The 26,518-nt window shown below is 33.3% G+C and carries 31 protein-coding genes, 2 tRNA genes and 3 rRNA genes; 17 read left to right on the top strand and 19 right to left on the bottom strand.

Annotated features, from left to right (window positions below; all coding sequences use genetic code 11):
- Positions 1-791: 791 nt before the first annotated feature.
- Together JJ842_03345 and JJ842_03350 are read left to right on the top strand one after the other, a co-directional pair.
- Positions 792-989: a hypothetical protein gene (locus JJ842_03345; GenBank protein ID MBO6970950.1), complete on the top strand. Its 198-nt coding sequence runs from the start codon at positions 792-794 to the stop codon at positions 987-989.
- Between the two features lie 17 nt (positions 990-1,006).
- Positions 1,007-1,867 (top strand): CPBP family intramembrane metalloprotease, encoded by an 861-nt coding sequence (locus JJ842_03350; GenBank protein MBO6970951.1) that lies wholly within the window; start codon positions 1,007-1,009, stop codon positions 1,865-1,867.
- A 255-nt stretch (positions 1,868-2,122) separates the two neighbouring features.
- Here JJ842_03350 and JJ842_03355 read toward each other — a convergent pair whose 3' ends face one another.
- The gene (locus JJ842_03355) at positions 2,123-2,371 is read right to left on the bottom strand and encodes a DUF1651 domain-containing protein (GenBank protein MBO6970952.1); all 249 of its coding nucleotides are present in this window, start codon (positions 2,369-2,371) and stop codon (positions 2,123-2,125) included.
- 72 nt (positions 2,372-2,443) lie between these two features.
- Positions 2,444-2,872, bottom strand: a complete 429-nt coding sequence (gene arfB, locus JJ842_03360) for an aminoacyl-tRNA hydrolase (protein MBO6970953.1) — start codon at positions 2,870-2,872, stop codon at positions 2,444-2,446.
- 204 nt (positions 2,873-3,076) lie between these two features.
- Between arfB and JJ842_03365 the strand changes: the two genes are divergently transcribed.
- Both JJ842_03365 and JJ842_03370 read left to right on the top strand, forming a co-directional pair.
- Entirely contained in the window at positions 3,077-3,313 is a 237-nt protein-coding gene (locus JJ842_03365) for a hypothetical protein (protein ID MBO6970954.1), read from the top strand.
- A gap of 229 nt (positions 3,314-3,542) precedes the next feature.
- Complete coding sequence (locus tag JJ842_03370; protein ID MBO6970955.1) at positions 3,543-3,887, top strand: hypothetical protein; 345 nt, start codon at positions 3,543-3,545, stop codon at positions 3,885-3,887.
- Positions 3,888-3,990: 103 nt separating this feature from the next.
- Here the strand turns inward: JJ842_03370 and JJ842_03375 are convergent, their stop codons facing one another.
- From JJ842_03375 to JJ842_03385, 3 genes are all read right to left on the bottom strand, one after another.
- Positions 3,991-4,263 carry a DUF4090 family protein gene (locus JJ842_03375; protein MBO6970956.1) on the bottom strand — a complete coding sequence of 91 codons (273 nt, stop codon included), beginning with the start codon at positions 4,261-4,263 and terminating at the stop codon, positions 3,991-3,993.
- 67 nt (positions 4,264-4,330) lie between these two features.
- Positions 4,331-4,780 (bottom strand): peroxiredoxin, encoded by a 450-nt coding sequence (locus tag JJ842_03380; GenBank protein ID MBO6970957.1) that lies wholly within the window; start codon positions 4,778-4,780, stop codon positions 4,331-4,333.
- A gap of 315 nt (positions 4,781-5,095) precedes the next feature.
- Entirely contained in the window at positions 5,096-5,335 is a 240-nt protein-coding gene (locus tag JJ842_03385; protein ID MBO6970958.1) for a non-structural protein (NS2)-like protein, read from the bottom strand.
- Positions 5,336-5,739: 404 nt separating this feature from the next.
- Between JJ842_03385 and JJ842_03390 the strand changes: the two genes are divergently transcribed.
- Both JJ842_03390 and JJ842_03395 read left to right on the top strand, forming a co-directional pair.
- Positions 5,740-6,006: a TatA/E family twin arginine-targeting protein translocase gene (locus JJ842_03390; GenBank protein ID MBO6970959.1), complete on the top strand. Its 267-nt coding sequence runs from the start codon at positions 5,740-5,742 to the stop codon at positions 6,004-6,006.
- Between the two features lie 4 nt (positions 6,007-6,010).
- Positions 6,011-6,403, top strand: coding sequence for a hypothetical protein (locus tag JJ842_03395; protein MBO6970960.1), 393 nt, complete (start codon positions 6,011-6,013; stop codon positions 6,401-6,403).
- Between the two features lies 1 nt (position 6,404).
- On the opposite strand, the gene JJ842_03400 is transcribed toward JJ842_03395, so the two are convergent.
- Entirely contained in the window at positions 6,405-6,722 is a 318-nt protein-coding gene (locus JJ842_03400) for a hypothetical protein (protein ID MBO6970961.1), read from the bottom strand.
- Between the two features lie 91 nt (positions 6,723-6,813).
- Here JJ842_03400 and JJ842_03405 point away from each other — a divergent pair, with 91 nt between their 5' ends.
- Positions 6,814-7,029 (top strand): Nif11-like leader peptide family natural product precursor, encoded by a 216-nt coding sequence (locus JJ842_03405; GenBank protein MBO6970962.1) that lies wholly within the window; start codon positions 6,814-6,816, stop codon positions 7,027-7,029.
- Position 7,030: 1 nt separating this feature from the next.
- On the opposite strand, the gene JJ842_03410 is transcribed toward JJ842_03405, so the two are convergent.
- Positions 7,031-7,516 carry a hypothetical protein gene (locus tag JJ842_03410; GenBank protein ID MBO6970963.1) on the bottom strand — a complete coding sequence of 162 codons (486 nt, stop codon included), beginning with the start codon at positions 7,514-7,516 and terminating at the stop codon, positions 7,031-7,033.
- A 323-nt stretch (positions 7,517-7,839) separates the two neighbouring features.
- Between JJ842_03410 and JJ842_03415 the strand changes: the two genes are divergently transcribed.
- Positions 7,840-9,369, top strand: a complete 1,530-nt coding sequence (locus tag JJ842_03415; protein MBO6970964.1) for an FAD-dependent oxidoreductase — start codon at positions 7,840-7,842, stop codon at positions 9,367-9,369.
- Between the two features lie 117 nt (positions 9,370-9,486).
- The gene (locus tag JJ842_03420; GenBank protein MBO6970965.1) at positions 9,487-9,690 is read left to right on the top strand and encodes a hypothetical protein; all 204 of its coding nucleotides are present in this window, start codon (positions 9,487-9,489) and stop codon (positions 9,688-9,690) included.
- A gap of 11 nt (positions 9,691-9,701) precedes the next feature.
- Here JJ842_03420 and JJ842_03425 read toward each other — a convergent pair whose 3' ends face one another.
- Both JJ842_03425 and JJ842_03430 read right to left on the bottom strand, forming a co-directional pair.
- The gene (locus JJ842_03425) at positions 9,702-9,992 is read right to left on the bottom strand and encodes a TIGR03894 family protein (protein ID MBO6970966.1); all 291 of its coding nucleotides are present in this window, start codon (positions 9,990-9,992) and stop codon (positions 9,702-9,704) included.
- A 90-nt stretch (positions 9,993-10,082) separates the two neighbouring features.
- A complete protein-coding gene (locus JJ842_03430; protein ID MBO6970967.1) occupies positions 10,083-10,289 on the bottom strand; it encodes a hypothetical protein in 207 nt (68 codons plus the stop codon).
- 300 nt (positions 10,290-10,589) lie between these two features.
- Here JJ842_03430 and JJ842_03435 point away from each other — a divergent pair, with 300 nt between their 5' ends.
- Complete coding sequence (locus JJ842_03435) at positions 10,590-10,898, top strand: hypothetical protein (protein MBO6970968.1); 309 nt, start codon at positions 10,590-10,592, stop codon at positions 10,896-10,898.
- Between the two features lie 277 nt (positions 10,899-11,175).
- Here JJ842_03435 and JJ842_03440 read toward each other — a convergent pair whose 3' ends face one another.
- Entirely contained in the window at positions 11,176-11,316 is a 141-nt protein-coding gene (locus JJ842_03440) for a hypothetical protein (GenBank protein MBO6970969.1), read from the bottom strand.
- A gap of 154 nt (positions 11,317-11,470) precedes the next feature.
- Between JJ842_03440 and JJ842_03445 the strand changes: the two genes are divergently transcribed.
- The gene (locus tag JJ842_03445) at positions 11,471-11,980 is read left to right on the top strand and encodes a plastoquinol terminal oxidase (protein ID MBO6970970.1); all 510 of its coding nucleotides are present in this window, start codon (positions 11,471-11,473) and stop codon (positions 11,978-11,980) included.
- Here the strand turns inward: JJ842_03445 and JJ842_03450 are convergent.
- Positions 11,977-12,411 (bottom strand): NADH-quinone oxidoreductase, encoded by a 435-nt coding sequence (locus JJ842_03450; GenBank protein MBO6970971.1) that lies wholly within the window; start codon positions 12,409-12,411, stop codon positions 11,977-11,979. The two genes, JJ842_03445 and JJ842_03450, sit on opposite strands and share 4 nt — an antisense overlap.
- A gap of 963 nt (positions 12,412-13,374) precedes the next feature.
- Between JJ842_03450 and JJ842_03455 the strand changes: the two genes are divergently transcribed.
- Positions 13,375-13,623 (top strand): DUF3104 domain-containing protein, encoded by a 249-nt coding sequence (locus tag JJ842_03455; GenBank protein MBO6970972.1) that lies wholly within the window; start codon positions 13,375-13,377, stop codon positions 13,621-13,623.
- Positions 13,624-13,693: 70 nt separating this feature from the next.
- On the opposite strand, the gene JJ842_03460 is transcribed toward JJ842_03455, so the two are convergent.
- Positions 13,694-14,584 carry a GNAT family N-acetyltransferase gene (locus JJ842_03460; GenBank protein MBO6970973.1) on the bottom strand — a complete coding sequence of 297 codons (891 nt, stop codon included), beginning with the start codon at positions 14,582-14,584 and terminating at the stop codon, positions 13,694-13,696.
- 158 nt (positions 14,585-14,742) lie between these two features.
- Between JJ842_03460 and JJ842_03465 the strand changes: the two genes are divergently transcribed.
- From JJ842_03465 to JJ842_03480, 4 genes are all read left to right on the top strand, one after another.
- Positions 14,743-16,134 (top strand): aldehyde dehydrogenase family protein, encoded by a 1,392-nt coding sequence (locus JJ842_03465; GenBank protein MBO6970974.1) that lies wholly within the window; start codon positions 14,743-14,745, stop codon positions 16,132-16,134.
- A 72-nt stretch (positions 16,135-16,206) separates the two neighbouring features.
- Complete coding sequence (locus JJ842_03470; GenBank protein MBO6970975.1) at positions 16,207-16,977, top strand: LysM peptidoglycan-binding domain-containing protein; 771 nt, start codon at positions 16,207-16,209, stop codon at positions 16,975-16,977.
- 71 nt (positions 16,978-17,048) lie between these two features.
- Positions 17,049-17,258, top strand: a complete 210-nt coding sequence (locus tag JJ842_03475) for a photosystem I reaction center subunit IV (GenBank protein ID MBO6970976.1) — start codon at positions 17,049-17,051, stop codon at positions 17,256-17,258.
- A gap of 4 nt (positions 17,259-17,262) precedes the next feature.
- Positions 17,263-18,141, top strand: a complete 879-nt coding sequence (locus tag JJ842_03480) for a DNA-formamidopyrimidine glycosylase (GenBank protein ID MBO6970977.1) — start codon at positions 17,263-17,265, stop codon at positions 18,139-18,141.
- Positions 18,142-18,186: 45 nt separating this feature from the next.
- On the opposite strand, the gene rrf is transcribed toward JJ842_03480, so the two are convergent.
- From rrf to JJ842_03505, 5 genes are all read right to left on the bottom strand, one after another.
- Positions 18,187-18,303 (bottom strand): 5S ribosomal RNA (rrf, locus tag JJ842_03485).
- 63 nt (positions 18,304-18,366) lie between these two features.
- Positions 18,367-21,242, bottom strand: a 23S ribosomal RNA gene (locus JJ842_03490).
- Positions 21,243-21,497: 255 nt separating this feature from the next.
- Positions 21,498-21,570: transfer RNA gene (locus JJ842_03495), tRNA-Ala, on the bottom strand.
- A gap of 12 nt (positions 21,571-21,582) precedes the next feature.
- A tRNA-Ile gene (locus JJ842_03500) sits at positions 21,583-21,656 on the bottom strand.
- A gap of 124 nt (positions 21,657-21,780) precedes the next feature.
- Positions 21,781-23,265, bottom strand: a 16S ribosomal RNA gene (locus tag JJ842_03505).
- Together the 16S, 23S and 5S rRNA genes with 2 tRNA genes alongside form the textbook arrangement of a ribosomal RNA operon.
- A 609-nt stretch (positions 23,266-23,874) precedes the next feature.
- On the opposite strand from JJ842_03505, the gene JJ842_03510 reads away from it, so the two are divergent.
- Positions 23,875-25,314, top strand: coding sequence for a glycoside hydrolase 100 family protein (locus tag JJ842_03510; GenBank protein MBO6970978.1), 1,440 nt, complete (start codon positions 23,875-23,877; stop codon positions 25,312-25,314).
- A gap of 2 nt (positions 25,315-25,316) precedes the next feature.
- Here JJ842_03510 and JJ842_03515 read toward each other — a convergent pair whose 3' ends face one another.
- Together JJ842_03515 and JJ842_03520 are read right to left on the bottom strand one after the other, a co-directional pair.
- Positions 25,317-25,799 carry a cytochrome b6-f complex subunit IV gene (locus tag JJ842_03515; GenBank protein ID MBO6970979.1) on the bottom strand — a complete coding sequence of 161 codons (483 nt, stop codon included), beginning with the start codon at positions 25,797-25,799 and terminating at the stop codon, positions 25,317-25,319.
- Positions 25,800-25,832: 33 nt separating this feature from the next.
- Positions 25,833-26,489 carry a cytochrome b6 gene (locus tag JJ842_03520; GenBank protein ID MBO6970980.1) on the bottom strand — a complete coding sequence of 219 codons (657 nt, stop codon included), beginning with the start codon at positions 26,487-26,489 and terminating at the stop codon, positions 25,833-25,835.
- Between the last annotated feature and the right edge of the window lie 29 nt (positions 26,490-26,518).

A 26,518-nucleotide genomic window follows, 5' to 3' on the forward strand; every position in this document is an offset into this window, starting at 1 on the left:
CTGATTTACTTTTTTCTTAATTTGTAAGAGGATTTTAATGATCCTTTGTTTTTTATAGATAAATATAAAAATTAAAGTCTATAATCCTCAGTTAAAGAAACACATAGAGCAAAATAGATTCAATTATTCTTTTATCACTATCAGAAAGTTTATAATTTTTCAATTTCCACTCAACAAATTTTAAACACTCATCAATAGAAGGATTCTTATCCCGGCGCTTACGCCACTATCTAATCCAATCTGCCAAGGCAAAAGTTATTTTTGTATTAAGCCTATTTACCAATCAGGATAATTAAAATATCGGACAATAGGTTCTTCATAAAATCCCCCTTCTTTTATACCCTTATCATATTTTTCAATAATCTTTTTAGTAGAAGCTATTGGGGAAATAAAATACATATATTGACTCCATCGTAGTTGATATAATGATTTTAATTATTTATTATTCTATAAAAGAATTTAATAAATAGATTATTAATATTCATTATGGATTTCATCAAAAAGAACAAGATCTTAATACTAATGGCGGTTATTGCATTTTTATCATTTGTATTAGAAAAAGTAGGCATAATACACCCTTAAATTAATTAAGTTTATTTGATAAATGCTTCCTAATGAAATAAGTAAACAGATACTATTACTGCAAAAATAAGCAATGGAGATAATAATGTAAAAATTAAAGTTGCAAGATTAATCAGCATAATTTTTAAATAAATACACAAATTTAATAAACATCACTTTTAAGCATTTGCAATAAGTAAAATTTAAATTATTACGATATAAAAAAACAATTGATTAAAGAAAGATATAAAGAAGAATATAAAGAGGGCTCAGACCTACTATGTCCTAGTGATAAAGAAGATAAAATAACAAGGCAATTTTATAAAGATTTATCTTTTCTTTCAAAAAACATAAACTATAGTAAAAAGAAAAAGCTAAAACTTTTTGAACAAATAGTTAGAATATTAAAAGGTAAAGGCTTGGGTTGATTAATATTCAAACTAAAATGAAAAATGTAATGATACTAATTAGAAGTTTTTTTCTTTTAAGACCAAGATTTTTATCCACTATATTTTTTATTCCTATTCTTTATGGCATTGGCTGGGCTTTATCTCAGCCACTTTTATTGTTTAATTTTGAAAAAGAAAATTTATCCTTAATTGGTACTATTATTACTTTCTTACTTTTTATCTTTTTACTTCCATATTGGTTTTATATCAAACGAAATAAATCAAGTGCTTGGATACTTCTTGGGATAACAAAAGACAAATTCTTAAAAAACTTTTTCAATTTTTCTCAAGGTATTTTATTTGCTTTAGTTTTAATAATTCTAATTCTGGTACCACTGTTTCAAAAAAATTATATTTCTTGGATAGGTGAATTCTCGCCAATAATATTGTTAAATTCTATTGTTCTAGGATTAGGTGTTGGATTCGCAGAGGAAATAATTTTTAGAGGCTGGTTACTAGAAGAATTAAAATTTGAATATGGTACAAAAATATCAATAGCTTTACAATCTTTAATTTTTAGTTTGGTTCATAATTTATCAAATGAGATCTTTTGGAACATAGCAGGATTACGTTTGGGATTTATTTTACTTGGGATATTTCTATCATTAGTAAAAATTAGAGATAAAGGTTCTTTGTGGAATTGCATAGGAATTCATGGAGGACTTGTTGGCATTTGGTTTTTATTAAATAACGGATTGATAGAATTCAAAGAAAATACACCTTCTTTTTTAGCAGGTCCTTTTACACAAAATGTTCCAAACCCAATTGGAAGCTTTAGTGCAATTTTAATATTACTTTTATTATGTATTTTTTATACAGTAAAATCAAAAAATATTTTTACTAGACGTTTTAATTAGATATAAATACGGATTGATTTTTGATTAGTAATTGTCAGATTAAAATAAAGCTTAATACTCATATGAACTTTGAGGCAGGAATAAGGTTTATTGTGTTTTTAATAATTTTTGGAGTTACAAACTATCTAATGATGTTGAGAAGATATGAAAACGACATCAAAAAAAAGAAATATTTACAGCAAAAAAAAATTTCCAGACTATACCCTAAAGGTTCATTTATTTTCTGAAATTAAAAAAAGTTTTTGTAGAATTTCCTCACCATTTTTTATTAGTTTTTTGCCAACCTTCATTTAATAATTTTTGCCATAATAATCTTGCTTCTTCAATAACAATTTTTTTTCTAGTTTTCATTAATGGAGGTTTTTCTCCATGAATTCCCATAATAATTCCTTCTTCAATAAACATATAATCATTAGATTTATCAGAATTATCTCTATCTTTGTAAAAACGCATCACCCCTACAAAATTGGGGTCAATTAACCAGAAATCATTAGTTGTATTCAATAAACCAAAATGAAATTAAATTAATAATATGATTTCATTACAATTTGCGAGGTAATTATTTATTTAGTTTATTCATATTTGATATGTTTTTTCTTTTTGTCTATTTTTTTTCAATTCGCCACGTTTTTTTTTAACCTCAACTCTTTTCTTTTGCGATGCTTTAGTAGGTTGTGTAGATTTTCTTAATTTAAATGGTTTATTTAAAGCATTTTTTATGATTGAACTAAATTTCATTAAAGCTAGCTGCCTATTTAATAATTGATTTCTGTGTTCTTGAACCGTTAAACGTAAGCTATTATTCACTAATTTGTTTTTCAAGTTTATCTTAAGAATTTCTTTCTGATAATCATTTAATACTTTGGAATCTTCTAAATTAAAAATAATCTCCACTCTGCTTTCAATTTTATTTACATTTTGTCCTCCAGGACCGGAGGATCTGGAAAATCGCCATTTAATTTCGTTGGAGGGGATTACTAATGTTTTAGTAATTTTTAAATCCATTTTTAGTTCTTTTTGATTTAGATCTTTAGAATCATCTCCTTAATATTTTAAAGCATACCTTAAAATTCGATCGGTAAATACTGGGCGGTTAAGTTAGGTAAACCGAATTTCGGTGTATTTGCCGTATCAATATCTTCGGTATTTATCCTTTCATATTTCAAAGAATTATCAGATATTGAATTTGTACTAATTCAAAGGTCACTTATGTATTCAATGTTTGATCTGCTTTTTGAAACACCTTCATATCGCCCAGTATATGTTATTTCCGATAGTGAAATGAAGGAGTTAAAGAAAAACCAACATCAAGAAGAGCTTGATGAAATTACAAAACAAAAAGTAAGACTTGAAGATGCTTTTAAAGCTCAACTAAAACATCTTGAAGAGAGAGAAAAAGAAGTAAAAAAAGAACTTAAAGTACTCTCAGCCTCAAAAGATAAATAATTTATTTTTAGCGAAACTACTTTTTCCAAAGACGGTTTTTAACCGTCTTTTTTAATTCTTTTAATCTTAAGGTATCCATTAAATCCACAGATTTTAAAAATATTTTCCATAATTAATGGATGGATAGAAATAAAGAAAAAATAAGAATGTTCTTACCCTTTAGCTGGATAATTTGTGCAGCAATATCTTTTGCTTACATAAATTCACATTTAATAAATACCTAACATAGATGTCTTATCCCTCAAGAGACGTAATACTTGCATCTTCAAAAGGGTGGGTAGCATCTTTTTTAAATTTTCTTCCTGGTTTAGGATCGGGTTACTTATATCAAAGAAGATGGAAACCCTACTTTTTTACAATCACTGCTAGTACTGCATGGTTCGCTTTAGGTTTTTTTTTACAAGGAGAGTCAGAACCCTCTCAAAGTGAACAAATAATTGGAATTTCTGGTCTTTTTTTCATATCAATTGTTACAGTTATAGAAGCCAACTTAGCTTTCAAAAAAGCAAATAATAAAACAAAAGCTGAAAAAGAGAAAATAATTTCTTCTAAAAAAAAAGGATGGTTTAAATAATTCAAAAAATTAGATCAAAAAAAATATTTAACTAGTTATCAGTTTCTTAATTTAAATAAATAATTCCCATAAATGATTTTTTAGATAATTAAAAAAATTTTTTTTAGTTATAAAAAAATAAAATTTCCTTTTCTTTAAGACCTTCCCATCCCGAGTCTATTAATAATTGATTCAATGTTTCTTTATCAAAATGCTTAGAACCTGTTTTGACGCATCTATTTCTCATTGATTTTTTAACACCACTCCTTTGTCTTTTATTCTCCTCATCCATAATTCTATTGTATAGATCTAGCATTTTTTTAGGGATTGGAGTACCGTCAAGATCCACTCCATTTTGAATAGCAAGATCAACAGCCTGCATTCCCATTTTCTGCATAAATTAAAAAAAAGCTGAAACCATAATAAAACAAAAGTTATTAATCTAGAATTCTTTGCATAATAATTTATTGATTTTGAATTTCTTTAAGTACTCTAATAGCCTCTTTAATGTGTTCAGGACCATTCAATAAATCTCTAAAAATATGCCTAACTGTCCCTTTGCGATCAATAACGTAAGTTACCCTACCATCCATAAAACCTAATACTTTAGGAACTTTAAAAGTTTTCCTAAGAGAGTCATTTGTGTCGCAAAGTAGTGGATATTGTAATTTATTTTTATTAGCAAATGCCAAATGACTTGAGGTACTTCCATTACTTACTCCCCAAACTTGCGCACCTAATACTTTAAATAAGTCATATTTATCTCTAAATCCGCAAACTTCTATAGTGCAACCAGGCGTATCATCTTTTGGATAAAAAAACAAAACTAGGGGATTTTTTAATCCCTTATTTGATCTTTTAACTCCATTTTGATCCAGTAAAGAAAATTCTGGAATTTTATCTCCAATCTGCACAATAGTTCTTATAAAGTTCCATATTAGAGGTTAATATGTTTTTTTTGTGGCCGTAAAGTAAATAACTGCTATTAAAGTCAGTTTTTTTGTTTTAAAAGATACTAAAAAATTATTGAAATAAACTAGGGTAAATTTAAATAAGGTGAATTTATTAATTCAATAATATGGAATTAATAATTTATATTTCTTTATTTCTTTTTCTTTTTTTGGGAGTTATTTTTAACTTAAAAATAACTAATTTTAAAAAAGTTAAAGAAATACGAAACAAAGCGAAAGATTATTCAAAAAAGAATAATTAAATATGTATTGCAAAGATTAAAATTCAATTTTTTCATTTGGAGTAAATACTGAGCAATATTTTTTTACTAGGTCCTTTGGCTTACTAGTTGAAGAATTTGTTAATTTTAATTTTAGCTTTTCTATAGCCTCATTAGCATTAATCTCACCGAGTCGATATCTTGCACACGTATCCAATACTTTAAACATTTTTGTGGTAACGGCTTCAGCTGGATAAATTAGAAAAAAAAGGTAAAAAACTACAAATAAGTACTTCATTTGTTTAAATAGTAAATATTTAGCGAATAGTTTCAATAATTTAGAAAAAAATTAATTTAATAAAAGATTAAAGTTTAATAGAATGATCTAATTGGGTTGGATCTATGATCTCTATAAAATAATAATAAATGAAATTAAGATAAAATAAGTGATAGTAATAAATAATCTCGTTGAAAATGAGAAAATTAATAGACAAACATAAAACTTTTATAAATTGGTACCAAAAAAAATTAAAATTGAGTGATTATCAATTACTTTGGTTAGTTTTCTTTAAAGGAGTATTAATAACAATAATATTTTTCAAAATTTTTTAATATTAAAAAAGCTGTCCCGAGAATGAAATTTTCACATGATTTGACTATATTTAATAGTAGATTTCCTAATTAGTTAAACAGTTATCAGTTATGAATATTTTTGGTGTAGGTTTGCCTGAAGTTACTGTAATACTTATCTTAGCTCTTTTAATTTTTGGTCCAAAAAAGCTTCCAGAATTAGGAAAACAGCTTGGTAAAACTTTGAAAAGTCTTAAAAAAGCGTCGAATGAATTTCAAAATGAAATCGACCAAGTTATGAACGAAGAAGATAAAGATGAATCTCCTAAATCTATAGAAAGCAATCAAACCAATGAAATTAATCAAGAAAAAATAGATTCAGAAAACAGCAAAAAATAATATCTTGGATAGGCCCATAACCCCAATAGAAGAATTTGAAAGAGCATTAGATAAAGCAGCTCTTACTAAAGAAGAATATGAATTGATAGATTACATCCGCTATACAAGTGTTTTTACACAAACTAGTCTTGTTAAAGATTTAAAAAGGCCATCAAAACCTCCTCTTTTATCAGTTCTATGTCAAATTTGCAGAAAAATTGGTTCGGAGATGCCAGATCATTTCAAAAAAGTAATTGAGTGGTCAATTGAAATAAGTGATCACAATACAAAATGGGATGCTCATTTAATTTGCGCAGAAGCATTGAATATAGACAAAATCCCATTAAGTCCTATTCATGGAACAACTTTGTTTGATGTTCTTGTTGTACACAAAGAATTATTTCTTGGATTTGATTAAATTAATCATCTAAAGGAACAGAATCAGTATCTATAACTTCCGAATCAACATACTTATTTATTTTATTTTCAATCCAATTATTTATATAACTAACTAAAGGTAATGAACCTCTAAAAATAAAAATAGAGGTAGGCAAAGCGCTTAGTAAACCGACTACAGGACTTTTAAAAAGTAATCTTCCGGCTTTTATGTTAAATAAAATAATAAGCGCTGAGGGAACTATAACTTTAACTACTGTTTTGAGCGCCTCAAGCCAACCGACACGATATATCCACCATATTAAAATTATGCCAATTATATAGAGGAATAAGTAAGTCATAAAAATAGTATAATAATTATCTATTTATCTTGTTCTTGCTAAGAAAAAGATTTTATAAATTTCTTTAACATCAATCAATCAAATTCTAGTAATGAGTTTTTCTGAAATAAGAAAATTTTTAATTAAGATGCAATCTGATGAAGAATTAAAAAAGCAAGTTACAACATCTTCTACAGCAGATGATGTAGCCCTAATAGGTCAACGCTTAGGTTATGACTTTTCAGGAGATGATCTCTTAAGATTTAATGGACAAAAAGTTGATAAAGTTACAGTAAGAAAGGTAGATCATCCAGGAGAATACCACTAAATTAAGACTTAACCCATATTGCAAGCCCTCCGCCCCTGCCTCGAGCACATAACCAATTATCTTTAGTGCTAATTCCTACAAGTGAGAAAAAAGGCATTTTTTTATCTTCTGGTTTTTTTAATACCTTATTAAATATAGGAAAACTACTAATACTAATTTTCAATTCTTCAAAATAGAAAGCCAATAAAGGTCTAATCCCTTTTAATTCTGCGCTGCCTATAAAAGTTATATTTAATAATCCGAAATTAATTGAGTTTTTTATTAAATAATTTATTTGATCCTCTTTATTTTTACTTTTCAATTCGAGTCTTGCCGACAATACTTGGAGAATGGAACTGGATATATTTTTTATTTCATCTGACTCCTTTCCCCATACATACATAAACTTCCATATTCCTAACAATTCCTCATATAGAATTCCGCTACCATTTTTTTGAGAATTTTTTTCTAATAGTTTTATCTCATTAATATCAGGAAAGTGTTTCATAATAGATTTTAATCTAAGAATCAAATACTAAGATAACTTCATAAAAAATGTTCTTAGTTATAAAATCTCTCCAAAAAGATTTCTTTGTTTCAATATATTTCCAAAAAAATAATTTTTTGGCACACATAAGGAACAAGATCTCGTTAATATATTTACATAAAGTAACTAAATTAATGGATTTCATCTCTAAAAGCCAAGGATATATACCTCTTAAGGCTGTCCCTTACATTTTTTTCCTTGCTGTTGTTCTAAGTATTACAACTTCTACCAATACATTTGTCTAAAACGTATAAGTTTTACGAGAAGAGTAAAGTAGATATTTAATGGACAAATACGACGTTGTAATAATAGGTAGTGGAATAGGTGGTTTATGCTGTGGTTCAATTTTAGCTTTATCAGGCAAAACAGTACTTATATGTGAAGCACATTCCCAGCCCGGAGGTGTTGCTCACAGTTTCAAAAAAAAAGGTTACACTTTCGAATCAGGTCCTTCATTGTGGAGTGGAATAGGTAAATGGCCGACAACAAATCCCCTAGGGCAAATTCTTAAATTACTTGATGAAGAAGTTGAACTATTACAATACAAAGGTTGGCAAGTAATTGTTCCAGAAGGCAATTTTAATCTTGATGTGGGGGAAGAACCTTTTAAACAAACAATTAAAACTTTAAGAGGTGAGAAATCTGTTAAAGAATGGGAATCATTTATTTCCGGAATAAAACCTCTTAGCCAAATAATAAATGAAATACCTTTACTCTCATTTTCTCCCGAATCAATAAATTTCTTAGATCTAATAAATTTAACCTCAAAATTTTTACCTAATATCAATCAAATACCAAAAATTAATAAAGGCTTTGGGAATTTAGTTAATAATCATCTAGAGGATCCTTTTCTCAGAAATTGGGTTGATTTATTGAGCTTTTTGATAAGTGGTATGTCAATGCATGATACAAATACAGCTGCGATGGCTACTTTATTTAACGAATGGTTTGAACCAAATTCATACCTTGAATACCCCAAAGGAGGTAGTGAATCTATCGTAAAAGCCTTAATAAATGGATTTAAAAAAAATGGAGGAGAATTAATTCTTTCTTCGAGAGTAAAGACAATTAACTTCAATAAAAATTTAGCCACAGGTATAACTCTTAATAATGGTTCTAGTTATAGTTGTGAATCTGTTGTCACGAATACTGATGTTTGGAATTTTAAAAAGTTAATTCCAAATGAAATTTTAAAAAAATGGAATACAAAAGTTTTGAACCCTAATAAATGTGATTCTTTTCTTCATATACATCTAGGTTTTGATGCTGATGGTCTTGAAAATTTGCCAATACATGCGATACATGTTGATGATTGGGGAAAAGGTATAACCGCAGAAAGAAATATAGCTGTATTTTCAATCCCATCTGTTTTAGATAAAAATATGGCCCCTGAAGGAAAACATGTTCTTCATGGATATACTCCAGCAAATGAACCTTGGGAAATTTGGGAAAACTTAAATCCAAAGGAACTAGAATATAGAAATTTGAAAGAAGAAAGATGTTCAATATTCCTTAATGCAGTGCGAAAATTCATCCCTGATATAGATGAAAGGATTGAGTTAAAGATGCTAGGAACCCCAATCACTCATAAAAAATTCACCAATACCTATTGCGGTAGTTACGGTCCTGCATTATCTGCAGCAAAAGGTCTTTTCCCAGGCTGCAAAACTCCAGTGAAAAATTTATTTACTTGCGGTGCAAGTACATTTCCAGGTATTGGAATTCCAGCTGTTTCAGCAAGTGGTGCTTACGCAGCTGAAAAAATTATTGGTAAAAAAGAATTTAAAACTCTTCTTAAGAAAATCAATTTATGAATAAAGTTCTTTTTTATAATTCTACAAATTCTTAGTTAAGAAATAAGAATAAAGAAAGCAAAAACGTTCAATAATGATAATCTTTATCTGAACATAAACTTAACTTATAACTCTTATATGTTTTTCTTATCATTTCCTCAAGCCTGGCATTTAGTTGGCACTTGGTCAGAACAACTTCCAAACGAGTCAAATCTTATAGGAATGGGTCAACAAGAATTAATGATGACTTTACATTCAATATTCGTTCCTCTCTTACTTGTAATTTCATTTTACCTATTCAATAGACTTAATAAAAACGAATCAAAGAAAATTAAAGGATGATCGTTTAAGGTTTATTTAGCTGAACTTCTTCTAACTACTTTCCTGCCTGTAGAAGTATCAACTGCGCTTGAATCTTTAGCTTGTGAACTAGTTTCATCATTATCAACATCACTCTTATCCATTTCTGCGCAAACGCCTACTACCATGGCAGCCTGCATTTGATCTGGCAAATCTCCAATAGTTAATAAGGCCTTTAAAACTAATTGAAGTCGAGTTTGCCGATCTATTTCAGGTCTTAGTTTTTTTACAGTATTCCAAAGTTCTTGGGTAACTTCTTTTAAAAGTTCTCGATCAACAGCCAAATTAAATCCTTCTTGTATTTCTACTAATCTAACAAAAAATTGGATCTCGTAAAATAATATTCAATAAAAAGATTGTTAGTTAATATTTTTCTATCCTAATACAAGTTGCATTTGCTGGTGCAATTCATTCTTCTCTTGCAAAAGTTTATCTTTTTCAATCTTTTTTAGAGTAAAAGTTCTATAAAATTTTTTTTGAATCTTTATTGGAGTATTTTCAAACTTTACATTTTTGCTTATTAGAAAATTCCACTCTTTGGAATTAAAAGGGGCATAAGGAGAAGATGAAATCACTTTCATGTCTTAATAATACATCTGTACTAATAATAGTACAGTTTTACTATTATGCAACAACTCTATCGACTTTTCTTGATTTTAAAGTGTCTTTGAGAATGGATTGATTTTTTTTATCTAATTTGTAGGAATTATAAGTTTGATAAATGAATAAAAGTATCATTAGTAACTTATTGATCCCTTTTTTTAGTGTCTTAAGACTTTTCTTGCTTAAAAACCTCTTAAAATTGTTAATTTGTTGAAATTAACATTGACAAGATATATTTAGTAATCCTTCCTATAAAAAGAATAATGAATTGATCAAAAATGCTTCTTAGTAATGCAAAAAGACTCAAAATCCAAGGAATAATTAAAAGAATTGCTCAAGATAAATCAATTACATTAGAAGAGAGGATATATGTTGAGAAATTTGCACACCATAATTCGACAATTTCTCTTTGGCTGAAAAAAGCTAACAGCTTTAGAAGGAATGGTACAAAAAATGATGGGGGGATTGATAACCTCATACAATCATTTGGGATAGATGGACTAGATAAAGAAAATCATTTCAACCCAAATGAAGATGATATATCGGATTGGTTTGGCGGTGCTCCTGGTTGGCTAAGGAGAAGCTAGATGCATTGATTATTCAACTTACCCAGGCTACTTTACACAAATATATACTCAAAAAAGATATAAATATCCAAAAAACCCATGGTATAAATTTAATCGGAACTAAATAATATTTTTTTGAAAAAGCTTTCATATAGATTTTTCTTTTACATTATTTGTTCCTTACTGTTTTTGAGAATAGGTTTAATTGCTCTATTTAAAAATTAAATAATATACGGAGCCTCAAAGATATTAAATCACTTTAAGTAGATAAAAGTTAATCAGCCTTAATCATCACAATCTAAGCCACTTTCTTTTCGATGTTCCTTTTCAAATTTACTATTTTCGCCTCATCATATTCTGAATCATACCAATATTTTATAAGTCTTTCTAATTCATCAATCCTCTTTTTTGCATTTGCAATTTTTTCAGTAGTTGTCATATAAAATTTTTATCTATCCAATTAATGCATGAAAAAAAAATATTTCAATGAAAAAAACAACTTTTAGGCTATAAATATTAATTTTTAGTTAATTACTTAAATACATTATAGCCCTCGAGTAGCTGAGTAATTATACTTAAAGAAAACCAAATTCATGAAGAAATTAAATTCTTTGATTTTGAATATTACTGTTAACTTCTTAGACCTCATATACTCTGGTAGATCTTTACAAAGATTTTGGGTTTTAGAAGTAATAGCTAGATCACCTTATTTTGCATTTCTTTCAGTTCTTCATTTTAAAGAATCCCTAGGAATTAAAAATGAAAAAACAATGATTTTAATGAAAGAACATTTTTATCAAGCTATAAACGAAACGGAGCATCTTAAAGAAATGGAGAAAAGAGGAGGAGATAGGTTCTGGATTGATAGATTTTTTGCGAGACACCTTGTTCTTGTCTATTACTGGATCATGGTTTTTTATTATTTCTTCTCTCCAGCTAATGCTTATGACGTCAACATAAAAATCGAAGAGCATGCATTTGAAACTTATTCCAAATATTTAATACTTAATCCAAATGATCAAAAAATAAAAGAAATTGCTCAAGATGAATTAAATCATGTACAAGAACTTAACGAAGCTTTGTCAATGCTTACTATAGTTTAGATTAATGCTGAGAAATCTATTAGCAATATTGAGAGCATCACCGAAGAAGATATTAACCCTAGGCTAACCATCAATGAAACATAACCTTTTTTTCTAGGCAATTTATAAAAAGATATTCCAATAATTAATATCATTATTAATGAGAAAAAAATTATAATTTTTTCATTTAATAAATTGAGATGTATAACTAAATTTTTTTCTTGAAAAAATTTGAGAAATTCAGATAAAACTATTTCTTTTTCTATTTTCTTAAAATAATCAAATGAGCTTATAAAAGCCGAACTTAATAAAGATAATAAAACCAGTGCAGTAACTGGTTTTGTTAACCTGTTAAGCGTTCTGTTAAAACTTACCAATAAAATAAAAATAAATAAAGAGGTTACTAAAGGTATAAAAGGTATGAGAATTGTTGAATTTATGAAATTTCCCACGAAAATAATATGTATCTAACTTAAAATTTTATATTATTTCGACGCTTTATTTTATTAAATAAGATTTTTTAAAATCTTAAATGTAATTAGTACCTATTGCATTCTGTGTAAATTGATACCAAAATTAGATTAGTATAGAAAAATAAAATGTTAGCCATTTCTGAAATTATTATTGCAAGTGCTATCTTCCTAGGAATTGTATATTGGGAAGTTAAATTCCTATATGCCAAAACTACTGTAGCGAAATAACTTCACTCAAAACAAGAAAATTAAAAACCTAGAAAATTTAAATAAAATTTAAGAATTTAAGTTGACAAAAAAAGCTCTAAATATGAGAGAATAAACACAAATATTTAGTCCCTCTAATGAGAGAAACCAAAAATCCTAACACTAACTCAACTCAGCAGCAGCAACAGCAACAGCAGCAATCCTATTCGGACAGCAAAATTAATTCTGCAGAGAGCGAGAGGCTATATCTTGAGATGAAAGAGGCTTGGCTTTAAATTTAATTTTTGTTTGAAATAATATTCTATAAATTTGTAAAAATTTTTTTTAATTTTGAAGTAATCAATACTTTTTTATTTTCTATACCCTTTAAATTTTGTTTAACTGCAAAGTAATCTGTTGAGAAAATTAAAGCAATTAGAGAAAATTAATGGAAGGCTCGCAATGGGAGGGTTGATATATTTAGTTTTTACTAAATTAGTTTCCAACCGTGCAGACATATTAGACCAGCTTAAATCTTATTTGATTTAAGAAATGAATTAGAAGTATTATCCAGGAATATTTCTTTCTATATAAGCGTCAGTTAAAGCTAAAATTAACCCCAATAATGTTGAAAATATAACAATTTCAGTTGATTCCATTTTATTTTTGAATTACCCCTAGTTTGCTAAATAACTCAAAGTTCGGCAACAAAACTGATAACTTACTATAGTACGTATATACTATAAACTACTTATTGTGAGCTCATCAACTCCTGAGTTTCTTTTCGTCAGGCCTGGTGATTATGTTGCAATTAAAAAAGAAAATTGCGAGAATGCCAATGAAAATAATAAAAATTATTGGGTCGGTCAAGTTATCGACTGTATTGGAGGAGCTAGAAATCCAAATTCATGGACCTTGTTTCAAGTTGCCAATATTGATAATGGAGAGATCACTATAATCAACGCGGATGTTGTAGAAAAAATTTTGAAACCCTCTGAAAGTTAAGCTTATGGATAATCTAACAAACTTCCAAATTATTACAAAACAAAAGGCAAAGTGCGTGCTTTAAAGGGAATCACCCCAGCTCCAAGCAGGCAAGTCCATATACTTGATTCATTGGACAGGGAGGTTGAATGCCTTTATACATTCTGTAAGTTTTTGATATTTCCTCAAATCCCAAACTTGATAAAAGATAATTTGCATAAGGATTCAGATTAGAGCAATCCAATAAGATTTGAGCATCTAAATCACCAATTAACTCCCTTATTAATAATTCAGCAAGTGGTGGAGTATCCGCTAAAAGGGGGCCGATTCTCCAGCCTTGCTCATTATCCTCCAATACACAAGGTCTTATTCTGCCAAATCCATGGCACATCCCATTATTATCGACAATTGCGCTGACATTACCATAAGAATTTTTCAACCAGTCATTTAGAAAATGTGGTCTGGGACTAGGTTCTCTTTGATCATCATAAATTAAGACTGCTTCAACGGAAATTTTATTACCCGGGACAACTTTAAAAGAATGAAATTGATCTTTATAGAAATTTCTCAATGGCAAATCTTGAGAACCATTTAATTTCCATCGATTTGTAATGGAAGATTTTCTAAACCCCCACTTTGCGTAATCATTCAATCTATCTGGGGCAGCCTCAAGACCAATACAATCAACATTTTTCAAATATCCGAGGGCATGTTTCCACAATCTCACTCCATATCCATTATTTCGGAATTCTTTTTTAACGATAAATAAACCTATAAAACTATACGAGGAATTATATTTTATACAAGCAATAGAGCCTATAGGATTATTATCTAGACAAGCTACCCATACCCCTTGTTTATCTGTATTTCTATAAATTGATACATCATCCATTCCAGGAGAAAATCCTTCTAACCTTGCCCAGTTTGTGACTTCTGGTATTTCATTTATAGATATCAATCTAATTGAAAAATTTTCCCTCATAGAAATATACTAACCAACAAAAATTTGAATTTTTGCATGCAATATTAATAAATTTGATTATTTCTCATAAAATCATTCGCTTTAATTTAATTGCCTAAAAACCTTAGTTATCTGCAAGATTAACCTCTGATATATTTAATAATATTCAAAGGTAAAAAATGAAAGTTTCTGATAAATTTCATTTAGAAGACATTTATAAATTAAAAAATACAGTTCTCACTGGTAAAACTGAAGATATAAAATGGCGGATCCACCATATCAATATAGTTTCTAAACTTTTGGATGAAAATAAAAAAGAGATAATTAAATCACTTTTTATTGATCTCGGTAAATCTGAAATTGAAGGGCTTTCAGAAATCCTTTTAGTGAAAGAAGAAATTTCACTCATAAAAAAGAAACTCAATTCTTGGATGCGACCAAAAAAGATTGAGACACCTTTTTATTTATTTCCTTCATCCTCCCAAGTGATTTATGAACCTCTTGGGTGTGTATTAATACTTGGTCCTTATAATTATCCATTACTTTATGTTTTAAAGCCATTGGTAAATATTTTCTCAGCAGGAAATACTGCAGTTATTAAACCATCAGAGAAATGTCCTGCAACCTCAAAACTTATTAAAAAACTTACTTCCAAATATTTCCATAAAGATGTCCTAATGACAGTAGAGGGTGATAATAAACAATCCATAAAATTAATTGAACAAAATTTTGACCACATTTTTTTTACAGGAAGTACTGAAACTGGAAAATCTATAATGAAATTAGCTTCAAAAAACTTAACTCCATTAACTCTTGAATTAAGCGGAACAAATCCTGTAATTGTTTTCAAGAATGCAAATTTAGAAGTGGCTGCAAAAAGAATTGTTTGGGGCAAATTTTTTAATTCTGGTCAATCATGCATGGCTCCTAATCATATTTTTGTAGATAAAGAAATTGAAAGTATTTTTATAGAAAAATTAAAGAAATACATAGTAAGTTTTTACGGAGATAATCCAATTATTTCCGAAAACTTATCAAAATTGGAGAAAAAGCAATTTACATCAACTGTAGAAATTCTCAAACAATATAAAAAAGAAAAAAGAATTTTATTTGGGGGTACTTTTAGTAAAAAAAAGTTGAAAATATCTCCTACAATCTTGAGAACTAAATTAAATGAAACTGATATTTTGCAGAAAGAACTATTCAGTTCACTGCTTCCAATAATTGGGATCAATGATAAGGAATCAGCTTTAAAACAGATTAGTCAAACATCAAAACCCTTAGCAATCTACTTATTTGGAGGCAATAAAAGAATCCATAATCATATTTCAAAAGTAACCAGCTCAGGAACAATTTGTATAAATGATGTGATGTTACCAGTCCTTATTCCAAATTTACCTTTTGGAGGCGTTGGGCAAAGTGGTATTGGTAAATTTCATGGTGAAGAGGGGTTTCGCAATTTTTCAAATCAAAAATCTATTACTTTTAAAGGTTTTTTATTTGATTTAAATCTGCGGTATCCTCCCTACGAAAGAGTAAAGAAATTTCTAAAGTTTATTTTTCAGGTTTAAATTACTTAAATTGTTTTCAAAAACCTAGCGATTTTAAATTTAAAGATTATCTTAAAATAAATAGTGAGTTTTATGAAATTTGCATTTTTAGTAATTGCCATATTTATTAATTTTTTTAATCACTCTTTGATTAAATCAGAAGAAAAAATATTTTCAGCGAAAAATAAAATTGAGAATATTGCTAAAAAAGAATCAATTACTAAAGAAAATACCGAAATAAAAAAAATTCATATTGTAAAAAGTGGAGATACATTATCAAGTATTTCAAAATTCTATTCGATAAACAAAGATTTAATTATTAAATTGAATAACTTAAAAGATGAAAATTATATCTTCATTGGCCAAAACCTTATTATTTCTGAATCTACTGAAAATCTTACAAAACAATCTGATTTAATAAATAGTTATCATATTGTTCAAACTGGTGAGAATCTTACTGAGATATCAAACAAATATGATTTAAAAGTAATCGATCTGATAGAGATTAATAATCTCAATAATCCTGATTCAATAGAAGTTGGTCAAAAGCTCATAATAAGAAAAAAGAACACAATTAATTCAGAAAATTATGAAACAACTGAAAATAAAAAAAATAATGGCTTACTTGAGTTAGATAAAAAAATTTATGGTCCTCTAATTATCCAAAGTAAATCATATAAAGATATTAAAGGTAGAAAAGTTTTAAACGTACTAAACCAAGAAAATAAAAAACTTATTCTTTCAATCAATTGTGATACAAATGAATTAGATGTAAGAATACCTGGTAGGAAATGGATGGGAAGTAAGCCTGCTAAAGAGGAATTCGAAAACAATTTAATAAATGATTTTTGTAAAAACTTTTAATTAATATGTGTGAATAATTTGTCTAAGGATATTAATGATGAGTTATTCTACAAAAAGTTAAATTAATTGTAATGGCAATTTCAAGAGGAGATCTCGTAAGAGTAAAAAGACCAGAATCATATTGGTATAATGAAATAGGTAAAGTTGCTTCAGTTGATACCTCAGGTATTAAATATAACTGTGTAGTCAGATTCGATAAAGTAAATTACGCTGGGATAAGCGGAACTGATGGTGGAGCAAATACAAATAATTTCGCTGAAAGTGAATTAGAGAAAGCTTAAATAATTGCCTGAATTACCGGAAGTAGAAACAGTTCGCAGAGGTTTAGAGCAAAAACTGAATAATTTTATTATTAAAAAAGTAGAAGTCTGTAGGGATTCAACAGTTGCGTTTCCAACAAACAAAGAAGAATTCATTCAAGGACTGCGGAACTCACTTATTTATAAATGGGATAGAAGAGGAAAATATTTAATAGCTCAATTAAAAGAATTTCAAAATGAGAATTCTCAATTTCCTCTAGAAAATTTACAAAATAAAGGATTTCTTGTAGTTCATCTAAGAATGACTGGATATTTTAAATTCATTGAAAACGCAAGTCATCCCTGTAAACATACAAGAATAAGATTTTTCGATAAAAATAATAATGAGCTTAGGTACATTGACGTAAGAAGTTTTGGTCAAATGTGGTGGATTAATAAAGACCTATCCCTTAACAAAATAATTAAAGGATTAGGTTCATTAGGACCAGAGCCATTTTCTGAAGACTTTGATGCAAATTACCTGAAGAAAGTTATTTCAAAAAGAACAAAATCTATAAAAGCTATATTACTAGATCAAACAATAGTAGCAGGTATAGGTAATATTTATGCTGATGAAAGTTTATACACTGCTGGCATCTCTCCTTTTAGGGAAGCTCGAACAATAAAAAAGAACGAATTAATCAAGCTCAAAGAATCAATTGTAACTGTATTAAAAAAAAGTATAGGTTCTGGTGGGACGACATTTAGCGATTTTAGGGACTTAGAAGGAGAGAATGGAAATTTTGGTTTACAGACTAATGTCTATAGGAGAACTGGAAAAAAATGTCGTAAATGTGGAAATTTAATTGAAAGGCAAAAAATTACTGGAAGAAGTACACATTGGTGTCCTAAATGCCAAAAATAAAAAAGGGGTTTACTCTTACTGAGTAAACCCCTTTTAAATATTTTTACCTGGCATTGAGCTATTTTCTCAAGGGGCTACCCCCTAAATATTTTCGCCGCTGATGCGTTTCACAACCGAGTTCGAGATGGATCGGAGTGGTTCCACATCGCCATGAACACCAGGATAGTGTGAACCTTGAGAACTGCATAGAAATTATATAAATTAAAAACAATAAATTAAGTTTATTTGGTCAAGCCCTCGGTCTATTAGTACTCCTCCGCTGCACTTGTTACCAAGCTTCCACGTAGAGCCTATCAACGGGTGTTCTTCCCGTGACCTTACTGGCTTAAGCCATGGCAATACTCATCTTGAGGTGGGCTTCCCACTTAGATGCTTTCAGCGGTTATCCACTCCGCACATGGCTACCCAGCGTTTACCGTTGGCACGATAACTGGCACACCAGAGGTGCGTTCCTCCCGGTCCTCTCGTACTAGGGAGAAATCCTCTCAATATTCCTGCGCATACACCGGATATGGACCGAACTGTCTCACGACGTTCTGAACCCAGCTCGCGTACCGCTTTAATGGGCGAACAGCCCAACCCTTGGGACCGACTTCAGCCCCAGGTTGCGATGAGCCGACATCGAGGTGCCAAACCTCCCCGTCGATGTGAACTCTTGGGGGAGATCAGCCTGTTATCCCTAGAGTAACTTTTATCCGTTGAGCGACGGCCCTTCCACGCAGAACCGTCGGATCACTAAAACCGACTTTCGTCCCTGTTCGACTTGTAGGTCTCACAGTCAAGCTCCCTTCTGCTTTTGCACTCAACGACTGATTTCCAACCAGCCTGAGGGAACCTTTGTGCGCCTCCGTTACCTTTTAGGAGGCGACCGCCCCAGTCAAACTGCCCATCAGATACTGTCCGCTTCCCGGATAACGGGTAAGCGTTAGAACCCTAGCTCTAAAAGAGTGGTATCTCACCGATGACTCAATAGTACCCACAAGCACTATTTCAACGTCTCCCACCTATTCTGCGCATTCAGAGCCCGAGCACAATATCAAACTACAGTAAAGCTTCATAGGGTCTTTCTGTCCGGGTGTATGTAGTCCGCATCTTCACAGACAATTCTATTTCGCCGAGCCTCTCTCCGAGACAGCGCGCAAATCGTTACACCTTTCGTGCGGGTCGGAACTTACCCGACAAGGAATTTCGCTACCTTAGGACCGTTATAGTTACGGCCGCCGTTCACCGGGGCTTCAGTCGCCAGCTTCACTAAAAGCTAACCAGCTTCCTTAACCTTCCGGCACTGGGCAGGTGTCAGCCCCCATACATCGTCTTGCGACTTAGCGGAGACCTGTGTTTTTGGTAAACAGTCGCTTGCGCCTCTTCACTGCGACCAGCTCTCGCTGGCACCCCTTCTCCCGAAGTTACGGGGCCATTTTGCCGAGTTCCTTAGAGAGAGTTATCTCGCGCCCCTCGGTATTCTCTACCACCCCACCTGTGTCGGTTTCGGGTACTGGCATTTGTGTCTTAACGAGTATAGGGCTTTTCTTGGAAGCATGACATCACCAACTTCGCTGCCGTAGCAGCTCGTACTCACGCCTTAGCTCAAGATGTTTTCTCCATCTCTCAAAGCCTTGAACGCTTGAACCAGTAACCAACATCTGGCCTGGCTAGCCTTCTCCGTCCCCCTTCTCAAAACACATCTGGTACAGGAATATTGACCTGTTATCCATCGACTACGCCTTTCGGCCTCGCCTTAGGTCCAGACTAACCCTCCGCGGACGAGCCTGCCGGAGGAACCCTTAGGGTTTCGGGGCATGGGATTCTCACCCATGTTTTCGCTACTCAAGCCGACATTCTCACTTCTATGCCGTCCACGTCCGCTTACGCTAACGCTTCACCCTACATAGAACGCTCCCCTACCATAAATAAATTTATCCGCAGCTTCGGTATAACGCTTAGCCCCGTTCATTTTCGGCGCAGGATCGCTCGACCAGTGAGCTATTACGCACTCCTTTGAGGATGGCTGCTTCTAGGCAAACCTCCTGGTTGTCTGGGCAATCCCACCTCCTTTATCACTTAGCGTTAATTTTGGGACCTTAGCTGGCGGTCTGGGCTGTTTCCCTCTTGACTATGGAGCTTATCCCCCACAGTCTGACTGCCTAGTTACACACAGGGTATTCAGAGTTCATATCGATTTGGTACCGCTTTCGCAGCCCGCACCGAAATGGTTGCTTTACCCCCCTGCTGGAGCACTAGACGCTACGCCTCAACGTATTTCGGGGAGAACCAGCTAGCTCCTGGTTCGATTGGCATTTCACCCCTAACCACAGCTCATCCGCTGAATTTTCAACTTCAGTCGGTTCGGACCTCCACTTGGTATCACCCAAGCTTCATCCTGGCCATGGTTAGATCACCAGGGTTCGGGTCTATAAACACTGACAAACGCCCTATTAAGACTCGCTTTCGCTGTGGCTCCACCATTTCCGGTTTAACCCGCCAGTGCCTATAAGTCGCCGGCTCATTCTTCAACAGGCACACGGTCACCCGATTAGTCGGGCTCCCATTGCTTGTAAGCTCACGGTTTCATGTTCTATTTCACTCCCCTCCCGGGGTTCTTTTCACCTTTCCCTCGCGGTACTGTTTCACTATCGGTCACACAGTAGTACTTAGCCTTACGAGGTGGTCCTCGCAGATTCACACGGAATTCCACGTGCTCCGTGCTACTCGGGATACAGCTAGGTCAATTTATCTTTCGATTACGGGGCTTTCACCCTCTGTGGCACGCCATTCAAACGTTTCTTCTAGACTTATTGATCCATATTGCTGTCCCACAACCCCGATAGTCAAGACTATCGGTTTGGGCTGTTCCCCGTTCGCTCGCCGCTACTGAGGGAGTCGTTATTTACTTTCTCTTCCTCCAGCTACTAAGATGTTTCAGTTCGCTGGGTTAGCTCGCACCAACCTATATATTCAGTTGGCCGTACATGGGGTTGCCCCATTCGGAAATTCCCGGATCAAAGTGTGCTTCCAACTCCCCGAGACTTATCGCAGGTAACCACGTCCTTCATCGCCTCTGTGTGCCTAGGTATCCTCCGTGAGCCCTTTGTAGCTTGACCAATAACTTCAAAATTGAAGCATCAGCTTAATAGAATTGTTATTAATGCATTCGCACAAATAATAAATCTGCATCATTAAAGATGCTTATTGTCTTTTTAAAAAATCTATGCAGTTGTCAAGGTTCTCTGAAAACAATGAAATTAATTCAATGAGTCCAGCATCTTAATGAATTCATTAGGAAGCTAGATTCGTTCAGAATTTGATCACAACTCAAAATTTTCCTTTCTACAAATTATGGAAGAGGTGGTAATCAGTGGAGGTAAGCGGACTCGAACCGCTGACATCCTGCTTGCAAAGCAGGCGCTCTACCAACTGAGCTATACCCCCAACATAGAGATATGGGCCATCCTGGACTTGAACCAGGGACCTCACCCTTATCAGGGGTGCGCTCTAACCACCTGAGCTAATGGCCCAGGAAAATAATGGGTGTGACCTAGAAAAACTTAGAAAATGAAATTCTTAATAAATTAAGAACGTGAGATACCGATCGACCTAAGGTGACAAAATAATAATATTAAACATTTTGTTGTCTCCCTGTTAGGAGGTGATCCAGCCGCACCTTCCGGTACGGCTACCTTGTTACGACTTCACCCCAGTCATTAGCCCCACCTTCGGCGTCCTCCTCCACAAGGGTTGGAGTAACGACTTCGGGCATGGCCAACTTCCATGGTGTGACGGGCGGTGTGTACAAGGCCCGGGAACGTATTCACCGCAGTATGCTGACCTGCGATTACTAGCGATTCCTACTTCACGTAGGCGAGTTGCAGCCTACGATCTGAACTGAGCCACGGTTTATGGGATTTGCTAGCTCTCGCGAGTTTGCTGCCCTTTGTCCGTAGCATTGTAGTACGTGTGTAGCCCAGGGTGTAAGGGGCATGATGACTTGACGTCATCCACACCTTCCTCCGGTTTATCACCGGCGGTCTTTCTAGAGTGCCCAACTAAATGCTGGCAACTAAAAACGTGGGTTGCGCTCGTTGCGGGACTTAACCCAACATCTCACGACACGAGCTGACGACAGCCATGCACCACCTGTCACTGCATTCCCGAAGGCACCCTCAAATTTCTAAGAGGTTCGCAGGATGTCAAACCCTGGTAAGGTTCTTCGCGTTGCATCGAATTAAACCACATACTCCACCGCTTGTGCGGGCCCCCGTCAATTCCTTTGAGTTTCACACTTGCGTGCGTACTCCCCAGGCGGAACACTTAACGCGTTAGCTACGACACCGAAGGGGTCGATTCCCCCGACACCTAGTGTTCATCGTTTACGGCCAGGACTACAGGGGTATCTAATCCCTTTCGCTCCCCTGGCTTTCGTCCATGAGCGTCAGTAATGGCCCAGCAGAGCGCCTTCGCCACTGGTGTTCTTCCCGATATCTACGCATTTCACCGCTACACCGGGAATTCCCTCTGCCCCTACCATACTCAAGCCTTTCAGTTTCCACTGCCATGATGGAGTTAAGCTCCACGCTTTAACAGCAGACTTGAAAAGCCGCCTGCGGACGCTTTACGCCCAATAATTCCGGATAACGCTTGCCACTCCCGTATTACCGCGGCTGCTGGCACGGAATTAGCCGTGGCTTATTCCTCAAGTACCGTCATATCTTCTTCCTTGAGAAAAGAGGTTTACAGCCCAGAGGCCTTCGTCCCTCACGCGGCGTTGCTCCGTCAGGCTTTCGCCCATTGCGGAAAATTCCCCACTGCTGCCTCCCGTAGGAGTCTGGGCCGTGTCTCAGTCCCAGTGTGGCTGATCATCCTCTCAGACCAGCTACTGATCGAAGCCTTGGTGAGCCATTACCTCACCAACAAGCTAATCAGACGCGAGCTCATCCTCAGGCGAAATTCATTTCACCAGTAGGCATATGGGGTATTAGCGGTCGTTTCCAACCGTTATCCCCCTCCTGAGGGCAGATTCTCACGCGTTACTCACCCGTCCGCCACTAACCCGAAGGTTCGTTCGACTTGCATGTGTTAAGCACGCCGCCAGCGTTCATCCTGAGCCAGGATCAAACTCTCCGTTGTGTTCAAATCCTTTTGTAGATAAATCTACTCAATATGAATTGCATTCTCCAAATAAAAAGTAAGTTTAACTTATTTATTTAGGTTCAGCCTCCTTAAAAAATTAAGGATTACTTTGAGTGCACATTAAAAATATTTCAAAGTGACTTTCCAAGATCTCAGATCCGTTAGTTTTCAAAAAACTAAAAGTTAGCAATTGAAAACAATTTATATATTCTTGACGGGACCTCACACCTTTATTGCAAATACATCTCAAGATTACCAAATTTAATATCAGTAAAATTTTGACGCAATAAAAGCATCAGTTCCTAAGTTTTAAATTTTCTAGGTGCAGAGTTATACAACATGTGAATAACTCACTTCGAAGGGAAAACCCTTCTTCTGGCTGAAAATAATGATCGAAATCAAATCTCCAAAAAATTCATTCATTAACTAAAAATAAGATTTAAAGTAATCAATGAATAATGCAAAAAAGTTTTATTTTGCCCAGAAGAAAATACTAAACCATCCGACTGTAGTTTTGCAACCTTTTATACAAAAATTTTTTATTAATTTTTTATTTGTTCAAAGTCTCGTTTTACAACTAGGCTTGAATAAAGGGATATAAATGAAATGGCAGAAAGATTTAGTCAAAAAAATTTAAGGGTGAGGCCAAGTTCCGATGAGGAAAAAATTGTAACAAATGCAAAAAAACACTTCGAAAAGACTTTAGTTGAAATAGCAGGTGAGCTCGTCGGCAGTGTTGCTGCATTAGAACACCCAACAAAAAATAAAAAGTTAAATTACGGCGAAATATTTTTGAGAGACAATGTTCCCGTGATGATTTACCTTATAACCCAAAAGCGGTACGAAATTGTAAAAAGATTCCTTAGTGTATGCCTTGAATTACAAAGTACTAATTACCAAACACGTGGTGTTTTCCCTACTAGTTTTGTTGAAGAAAATGGAAAACTTATCGGGGACTATGGTCAGAGATCAATAGGAAGGATAACTTCAGCTGATGCGAGTTTATGGTGGCCCATTTTATGTTGGTATTACGTAAATAAAAGTGGTGATTATGCCTTTGGGAAAAGTCAAAGCGTTCAAAGAGGTATTCAACTTTTACTGGATCTAGTTCTGCATCCAACCTTCGAGGGCACTCCCGTACTCTTTGTCCCAGATTGCTCATTTATGATTGATAGACCCATGGATGTATGGGGGGCACCTCTTGAGGTTGAAGTTTTACTTCATGGATGTTTAAAAAGTTGTATAAATTTAATGGAATTAAGTAGAGAAGACCATGTAAGTAGACTTTTAGATCAACGACTTATTCTTACAAATCAATGGGTCAAAGATTTAGGTAGTTTTCTCTTAAAACATTATTGGGTTACTAGCCAAACAATGCAAATTTTAAGAAGAAGACCAACTGAGCAGTATGGAGATGATCAACACTTCAATGAATTTAATGTTCAACCTCAAGTAGTCCCCTCATGGCTTCAAGATTGGTTAGAGAATAGGGGAGGTTACTTGATAGGAAATATTAGAACTGGAAGACCTGACTTTCGATTTTACAGTTTAGGAAATTCTTTAGCATGTATGTTTGGAGTACTTCCTCCCACTGAACAAAGAGCTTTATTTAGATTGGTTTTGCATAACAGACAGCATTTGATGGCTCAAATGCCTATGAGGATTTGTCATCCTCATATGGATGTCGAAGAATGGCAAAATAAAACTGGATCAGATCCTAAGAATTGGCCTTGGAGCTACCACAACGGTGGACATTGGCCAAGTTTACTTTGGTTTTTTGGGACAGCTGTTCTTTTACATCAAAAAAATTACGCGTCTGATGATGTGATTCTTATGGAAGAAATGAAATCTTTAATAGAGGAATCTTATTGGTGTCAACTTAATCAATTGCCTAAACAAGAATGGGCAGAATATTTTGATGGGCCTACAGGAACTTGGGTAGGCCAACAATCAAGAACTTATCAAACTTGGACAATTGTTGGTTTTTTATTAATGAATCACTTCCTAAGGGAAAAGAATAATGACTTAGATATGTTTAGTATTTAAAATTAAAATAATCCTAAAGTTAATGATTTATCAATAGGTAAACATGCACCAATACCAAGATATATAGTTAGAAAAGTTCCAAATAAGAAAACTGACATTGCTATGGGTCTTCTAAAAGGATTTGAAAATTTATTAACGTTTTCTATAAAAGGTAAAATCATTAATCCAAGTGGAATTAATGTTTGAAGTGCAATACCTAAAAGTTTGTTAGGAACTACTCTAAGTATTTGAAAAACTGGGTAAAGGTACCATTCAGGTAGTATTTCCAAAGGGGTCGCGAACGGATTTGCTTTATCTCCTAACATTGCAGGATCTAGAACTGCTAGTCCAACCACACAAGCAATAGTGCCTAAAATAACAACAGGAAATATATATAGTAGATCATTCGGCCAAGCTGGTTCCCCGTAATAGTTATGACCCATACCTTTAGCTAATTTTGCTCTTAATTTGGGGTCAGATAGATCTGGTTTTTTTAACGTTGACATTTTGAATCTGATTTATATTTTAATTGTAGATGTTTATAAAGGACCTGAAATACCCTGTTTACGAATCATCAAAAAATGCATCAACATGAATACAGCTAATGACCATGGTAGTACAAAAGTATGAAGGCTATAAAATCTTGTAAGTGTTGATTGTCCAACACTTTCTCCACCCCTAAGAAGCTCAACCATAAAATCACCAATCACAGGTATTGCTGCTGGTACACCTGAAACGATTTTAACTGCCCAATAACCCACTTGATCCCATGGGAGAGAATATCCTGTAACTCCAAAAGCGACTGTTATAACTGCCATTACAACACCTGTAACCCAAGTCAATTCCCTTGGCCTTTTAAAACCTCCAGTAAGATAAACCCTAAATACATGAAGGATTAGCATCAAAACCATCATAGATGCACTCCATCTATGAACAGATCTTATTAACCATCCAAAACTTACATCAGTCATCAAATAACTTACTGAACTATAGGCTTGTGTGACTGTGGGCTTATAGTAAAAAGTCATTGCAAAACCTGTTGCAAATTGAATTAGGAAGCATACTAGGGTTATGCCTCCTAAACAATAAAAAATATTTACGTGAGGGGGTACGTACTTGGAAGTTACGTCGTCAGTTATGTCTTGTATTTCAAGCCTTTCTTGAAACCAGTCATAAACAGATGAAGAATTCGCCATCCAAAAAAAAATTAGCTTTGATATAAAGA

The sequence above is a fragment of the Prochlorococcus marinus CUG1433 genome (assembly GCA_017644425.1).
GTDB classification, from domain to species: domain Bacteria; phylum Cyanobacteriota; class Cyanobacteriia; order PCC-6307; family Cyanobiaceae; genus Prochlorococcus_A; species Prochlorococcus_A marinus_U.